This window comes from Kangiella sp. (assembly GCF_014762745.1).
Lineage (GTDB): Bacteria > Pseudomonadota > Gammaproteobacteria > Enterobacterales > Kangiellaceae > Kangiella.
This window is the reverse complement of record NZ_JABURJ010000129.1, coordinates 1-4,438: the sequence shown is the minus strand read 5'-3', so window position 1 is coordinate 4,438 and position 4,438 is coordinate 1. Positions and strand designations below refer to the sequence as shown.

6 protein-coding genes are annotated in these 4,438 nt (G+C 47.4%); 2 read left to right on the top strand and 4 right to left on the bottom strand.

Annotated elements, in window-relative coordinates:
- Positions 1-170 precede the first annotated feature (170 nt).
- The 4 genes from fis to prmA form a co-directional block, all read right to left on the bottom strand.
- Positions 171-476 carry a DNA-binding transcriptional regulator Fis gene (gene fis / locus HUJ19_RS11380; protein WP_290624320.1) on the bottom strand — a complete coding sequence of 102 codons (306 nt, stop codon included), beginning with the start codon at positions 474-476 and terminating at the stop codon, positions 171-173.
- Positions 473-1,453, bottom strand: a complete 981-nt coding sequence (gene dusB / locus HUJ19_RS11375) for a tRNA dihydrouridine synthase DusB (RefSeq protein WP_290624319.1) — start codon at positions 1,451-1,453, stop codon at positions 473-475. The genes fis and dusB overlap by 4 nt, the downstream gene beginning before the upstream one ends.
- Before the next feature lie 308 nt (positions 1,454-1,761).
- Positions 1,762-2,523 carry a zinc-ribbon and DUF3426 domain-containing protein gene (locus HUJ19_RS11370; protein WP_290624318.1) on the bottom strand — a complete coding sequence of 254 codons (762 nt, stop codon included), beginning with the start codon at positions 2,521-2,523 and terminating at the stop codon, positions 1,762-1,764.
- 57 nt (positions 2,524-2,580) lie between these two features.
- The gene (gene prmA / locus HUJ19_RS11365) at positions 2,581-3,468 is read right to left on the bottom strand and encodes a 50S ribosomal protein L11 methyltransferase (protein ID WP_290624317.1); all 888 of its coding nucleotides are present in this window, start codon (positions 3,466-3,468) and stop codon (positions 2,581-2,583) included.
- A 156-nt stretch (positions 3,469-3,624) separates the two neighbouring features.
- Between prmA and HUJ19_RS11360 the strand changes: the two genes are divergently transcribed.
- Complete coding sequence (locus HUJ19_RS11360) at positions 3,625-4,275, top strand: hypothetical protein (RefSeq protein ID WP_290624316.1); 651 nt, start codon at positions 3,625-3,627, stop codon at positions 4,273-4,275.
- Positions 4,250-4,438 (top strand): hypothetical protein (locus HUJ19_RS11355; protein WP_290624315.1); only part of this gene is annotated, 189 nt, incomplete at its 3' end. The genes HUJ19_RS11360 and HUJ19_RS11355, both read left to right, overlap by 26 nt.

Here is a 4,438-nt window from a genome sequence, read left to right as displayed (position 1 = left end):
GATAAAATTTCGATGCCTTTATCGGCAAGGGCTTGGGCAAATTCAACTACACCAGTTTTGTCAGAAACGCTGATCAAGGCGCGCTTGACTGGGCGATAGTTAGACATGAATAGCTCCTTAAAAAAATTTAGGGTTCTGATACGAACCCTAATTTGAGGTGACTGTTTGTGTTACAGAAGGTTGTAGCGTTTAAGCTTTTTACGCAAGGTTCCGCGGTTAAGACCTAAAACCTGAGCGGCTTTAGTCTGGTTGTTGCGCGTATGGTCCATGATGGCGCGTAACAAAGGCTCTTCTACTTGCGTAAGAACCAGATCATACACTTCGCTTAGCGGCTGACCATGCATCTGCTTTAGGTAGTTCTGCATAGACATGGCAACGTGCTCACGTAAAGTTGGGTTAGATGCAAACGTATTACCGTCTGCGTGGTTGTCTTGGTTGTTGCTTTCTCGAGTTAGATTTGTATCAAAAATAGTCATGCTGCTATAGCCTGTTGCTTTTGTTCAAAATAACGGTCTAAAACGTCCAACTGTTCAGCACCATCGTCAATGGTATTGAAGGTTTGACGAAACTCATTGGCATCTGCCTGTTCTTGCAGATACCAGGAAACATGCTTGCGCGCGATGCGAGGTCCCATCACAGCGCCATAAAACTCGTGCAGGGCGGCGACATGCCCCAACAGAACCTGGCGAACTTCCTGCCAGTCTGGAGGTGTCAGTTTTTCGCCAGTCTGCAGATAGTGCCAGATTTCGCGGAAAATCCATGGGTTACCCTGTGCACCGCGACCTATCATCAGACCATCAACGCCGGTGTAATCCAATACAAACCTGGCTTTTTCCGGACTGGTGATATCGCCATTGGCAACTACTGGAATGGATACTGACTGCTTAATTGCTGCAATCGTATCGTACTCAGCGTTACCCAGATATTTATCGGCGCGGGTACGGCCATGAACCGCCAACGCCTGAATGCCTGCCTGTTCCGCGATCTGGGCAATTTGAACACCATTACGGTTATCATGATTCCAGCCAGTACGGATTTTAAGGGTGACCGGAACCTCAACCGCGGCCACAACGGCATTCAGAATGTCCTCCACCAGCTTCGGATCCTGCAAAAGAGCAGAGCCGGCGGCCTTTTTACAGACCTTCTTGGCGGGACATCCCATATTAATATCAATGATTTCAGCACCATTTTGCACATTGTACTGCGCGGCCTGGGCCAACATCTCTGGCTCAGCACCGGCAATCTGCACAGAGCGGATGCCAGGCTCTCCCTGATGATTACTGCGCTGCATGCTTTTGCGCGTATTACGAAGCTTCGGATTGGCAGCGATCATTTCAGAAACGGTCAGGCCAGCCCCAAGCTCTTTGCAAAGTTGACGGAAGGGACGATCAGTCACACCCGCCATCGGCGCCAGGATCAACGGATTATCAAGTTGATAAGGACCAATTCGCATAAGCGCCATCAGGGTTGAATTTAAGGTGGCCGATCATACACGCTTTAAATCATTTTTTGAACGGAATTTGTATAAAAAAGCATCAATTTTTTGCTTGACAATAAAGAGTTCAAAGGCTTATGGGAAAGGGGCTTGTTAAATGTTAATTGGGTAGCCAAAGCATCATTGGGTCATTGCGAGCGACAGTAAGGAGCGTGGCAATCTGAGCAAACCGTTATCAGCAAATCTCACCAGATTGCACCCAAGGGTATTTCCTTTGGTCACCGCGTCGGCCGAAGGCCTCCTCGTAATGACAATAAATAAGGTAGCTACTGAACCAGCTGCACCTGATAACCACTATAATGCTCAAGGCTGCTGTTAAAGCTGAAGCCAATTTGCACCGATTGGCCTGGTTGAATCAGGGCATTGTGGTTTACTTCGGGCAAATACTGTTCGGGTGAGTAGATGGGGCTTTTATACTGATTGCCTTTAATGTCGCTCAAAATAACCTGTATTTTGGGGAAAGGCTGGGCAAAATCAGCTAAGTTCTGTAAAACCATGCTGACTTCTTTTTGGCCGCCAGGGTTTTCCGAAACGTCGATTGAGCTGACTCGGTATTGCTTTAAATCCTGCAATGGCGGAACCACGCACTGGAAGACTTTACAGGAAGCCTGCATCACCGGGCGCCAGCTGGCGTCTTGCGATAAGACAGCTTTATTGGGCCAGATATAAAGAAACCAGATGCCGAGGAAGATGAGAATTAAACCAGCAAAGGAATAGATGAACCATTTGAAGTAGTGCGGGGCGGAGCTGGGTGCAGCTTCAATGGCCAGCTCGTAGTGTTCGCTTTTGTCTTCGTCAGTCAGTTCGGGAATCGCCTTATCAATAATTTTGTCTTCAGCCTTCTCAACCGTATCTTCCATCTGCGCTTTCTGCGTTTCTTTATCCAGCGACACTAATGAGTCGGTTGCTAAAAATAAAGAATGACAATTACCACAACGGACATGGCCCGAAGCAACTTCAAGGTGTTCGCGACGCAATTTGAACACTGACTTACAGTGCGGACAATTGGTTAAAAAGGTTTCGCTCATAGAACTGAAATGACTACCCCATAGAACAGCTGATCACAATAAACTTGAAACCAGGCATTAAGATTGCTTGGTTCCGGATAGGCGTGCCCAGTCTTCCTGTACTTTAGGGGCATCCATCTCGAACCATTGACTGTAGAGGCTGTTAAGCTCGTCAGCCTGAGTTTCAAGAAGGCCCGATAATACCAGATTACCGCCGGGTTGCACCGAATTTGCAATAGATTCTGCCAACTGGCGCAAAGGTTCGGCCAGAATATTGGCAACCAGAATATCTGCCTGTGGCAATTCTACCTGTTCGGGCAAGCCCAATACTAATCGATCGTTGGCAATACCGTTACGTGCAAGATTCTGTTTGGTCGCTTCAATGGCCTGCGGATCAATGTCGACGGCATAGACTTTTTCAGCACCAAGCAACAGGGCCGCAATGGCTAAAATGCCGGAGCCGCAACCATAATCAATCACTGTTTTACCCATCAGATTGGCACCGTCCAGCCATTGCAGACATAAAGCGGTGGTAGCGTGGGTACCGGTGCCGAAAGCCAAACCGGGATCGAGCTTGATATTCACTGAGTCAGGTTCAGGAGCATCACACCAGCTGGGTACAATCCAGACTCGCTCGCCGAACTGCATCGGCTTGAAGTTTTCCATCCATGATCGCTCCCAGTCCTGGTCGCGAATGATTTCCCACTCGTACTGCTGGCCAATGTATTGGGCAAAATCATGCGACTGAATGGCTCTATCGATGCTCTTTGTGTCGACATCTGCCTCGAACAGCGCCAATACGATAAGGTGATCCCATAATGGTGTTTCGCCTGGCTTTGGCTCGAGAATCGGCTTATCTTCCGCGTCCAGAAAGGTCACCGCCAGCGCGCCCAGCTCCATCAGGTAGTCGCTAAGTGAGTCTGCATCGGGGTTTTTGTAATTAAATTTAAGTTGAATCCAGGCCATGACAAAAGATAATCAATAATTTGCGGCTATTATAGAGGCAAAGCCGGGGATCTACTAATCGGCAGATTGAATTATCGGCAGTTACTTGTTATAAACGAAGGACATCGGCACAGATCGCCGATGATGGACACAAGGATGAAATGAAAAGGAGTAATTATGTCGCTAAAGGATAGCGTTAAGGATGCGCTGATTGAGCAAATCGAAAAGCTCGAAGGCCGAGTTAATCATTTCTATTTAGATTCTGTAGGCAAGGTAACTATCGGAATTGGCCACCTGGTGGTTTCCGAGGATGCCGCTGCCGAACTTCCCCTTTATATACCCCGCATGTTTGGTTGGTTTCTGCGGCGTGCAACGCCAGAGGAAATCCGAGCCGAATATCAGTTTGTGTTGCTCAATGGTCCGGACAATCCGCGGCGTTTTAAAGCCAGCTACTATAAGCAGTTCACTCGGTTGACTATGTTGGATGATGATATTGAGGCGCTGCTGATAAAGCATATCGACAGTTTTTATAAAGAGTTAACCAATCTCTATAATCGGCAGAAGGGTTTCCAGAGCAACTTTGATGAATTCCCGGATGAAGTACAAATGGCCCTGTTCGATATGATATTCAATCTGGGCATGACCAACTTGCGTACCAGCTGGCCAAAATTTAATGGCGCCATCAAAATTGAAGACTGGAAAACAGCTGCTGCCGAGTCGCGGCGCAGACAGGTTTCAACGACCCGAAACAATTATGTACGTGATTTGTTATTAATCGCACAGCAGAAACAGCAGGGCCAAGATGCGAAAAAATCGAAGGCTTCCTAGTCTTATACGTTCGATTGCAGCTATTACATTGCTGGTCACTTCATCGATTGGCTGCGATCAGAACAGTAATCAAAAAGCTGATAATGAAAAGAAAAAGAAATGGCTCAATCCCAACATCGTAGAGCATTTTGAAAGACTGGATGAGAACTATAGTAATACACGC